This window comes from Endozoicomonas sp. ONNA2 (genome assembly GCF_024606365.1).
Lineage (GTDB): Bacteria > Pseudomonadota > Gammaproteobacteria > Pseudomonadales > Endozoicomonadaceae > Endozoicomonas.
This window is the reverse complement of record NZ_JAHHPO010000515.1, coordinates 1-1,620: the sequence shown is the minus strand read 5'-3', so window position 1 is coordinate 1,620 and position 1,620 is coordinate 1. Positions and strand designations below refer to the sequence as shown.

3 protein-coding genes are annotated in these 1,620 nt (G+C 51.4%); all 3 read left to right on the top strand.

Translation table 11 applies throughout. From position 1 onward, the window contains the following. Positions 1–53 precede the first annotated feature (53 nt). Positions 54–413 carry a hypothetical protein gene (locus tag KDK14_RS09160; RefSeq protein ID WP_257264793.1) on the top strand — a complete coding sequence of 120 codons (360 nt, stop codon included), beginning with the start codon at positions 54–56 and terminating at the stop codon, positions 411–413. 266 nt (positions 414–679) lie between these two features. Then, entirely contained in the window at positions 680–1,294 is a 615-nt protein-coding gene (locus KDK14_RS09155; protein ID WP_257264792.1) for a hypothetical protein, read from the top strand. 108 nt (positions 1,295–1,402) lie between these two features. Continuing rightward, the coding region (locus KDK14_RS09150) for a hypothetical protein (protein ID WP_257264791.1) at positions 1,403–1,620 on the top strand (218 nt) is incomplete at its 3' end.

The window sequence follows — 1,620 nt, the reverse complement described above, 5'->3', positions numbered from 1 at the left end:
AGTAACTGTCCACTTAGCCAGAAATATACGATTCCATTTGGCCAACTACTTATATGAATTACCTTGGTATTACCCCCTTCAGTCAGGATTCTCATATTGTCCAGGCATTTACCTGCGCCGGAGCGTGGTATGGCCTGTGTTGCAGTAGTGCCCTCGAAGCTCCATTACTGACTCTATCAGAAGAGGCAATAGAAATGGAAAGACGCGGGCACTGGGGCCGCAATTATGAACCTCCTCCTCGCCTGGTTCCTCCTGATGCTATGAAGCGAATCAAGTCTGGCTCAGGCTCGGTCATGCTCGGTGCCGGTGTCGGATATCTGGTGGGAAAAACGCTGGGCTATACGGCAAAAGCCGTCTTTTCCGGTGCCAGAATGGCGGCTGAATGCCTTGGATCGATAGCCACTGGTCGCTGAACAGGTAGTCAACCCCCCTGTTTGCGTACAAAACACCTAACATGGTTTCAATGAGTTTGACGGGTTGTCGTGCCTCCGCACTCCGTTCGTCCTGAGGCCTGTCGAAGGGCAGTCTATTCTCGGTCAGCCTCCTGGGCAGTGGATTAGCAGTGCACGCGCTGAAAATACTTTTATTACCTGCCAGCAGGAACTTTTTCCTGGCTTGAGCATCTACATGGTCGCCTTACGTAAAACGTCACGTTCTTATATCTGAGAGGGACTTAACAATGGATATCAACTCTGGTACAGGTTCAACGAACAACATTATTGTTCCTGCCTCAGTAATGAAGGATTCTCTGGCGTTGGCTGGCACCATGACAGGGCTGGCTTTCGGCCTTCATACAGCCCGCTTCGCGGTCGACGACAATTTTCTGAATTGCGCCTTATATACGGGCGCTTATGGCTTTGCGGGAAACCTCCTCGGGCAAGGGGTCTATCACGGTTGTACCGCCTTCTGGCATGCTTCTGTGAAAATTCGTGATACCGTATCCACGTATATGGATAACCTTGGTATCACTCCCTACATTCAGCAGGATTCTCATATTGTCCAGGCGTGTACCTATGCAGGAGCGCTCTGTGGTCTGGGTTTCAGTAGTGCCATCACAAGTCCATTAATGGTACTGGGGCCACCAGAAAAACAAGCGTCCATACGTGCGAATCATTCTGGTGCTTTGAACCGAATTCTGTCTGGCACAGGCTCGGTCGTGGTTGGTGGAGGTGTCGGGTACCTGGTGGGAAAAGCGCTGGACTATACAGCAAAAGCAGCCTTTTCCGGTGCCGGAATGGCTGCAGAACGCCTTGGTTTGACAACCACTGTGGGCGAGAGCCCTGACGAACTGTAAGCACGAGCTCTCACGAAAATACCCGGAATAATCCCAGCTGAGTTAACTGGCGCAACGCCTGATATAGCAGATCACCAGACAGAACCAAAGGATCAGAGTGCTTCTGCAGTGGGTAATGAAGCTGTTACGATTCAATCCTGTAGAACCGGTTTTGCGACAACTCCGGTACACTCAGCCCGCTATGCCCGGATGCTGTCCCGACTGGCATATGACCAGATTCATAAGACACTGGTCAGTCGTGCTTACCGTGAAGGCGTGGATACGGCCAGAGTCAACCCGGCTTACACGTCGGTAATAGGCCGAACAAAATTCAGTGGCCAATATGG

What these genes read in the sequence shown, in the direction of transcription:
- KDK14_RS09160 (WP_257264793.1), top strand. Translation starts at nt 54, where the DNA reads ATGAATTACCTTGGTATTACCCCCTTCAGTCAGGATTCTCATATTGTC.
- KDK14_RS09155 (WP_257264792.1), top strand. Translation starts at nt 680, where the DNA reads ATGGATATCAACTCTGGTACAGGTTCAACGAACAACATTATTGTTCCT.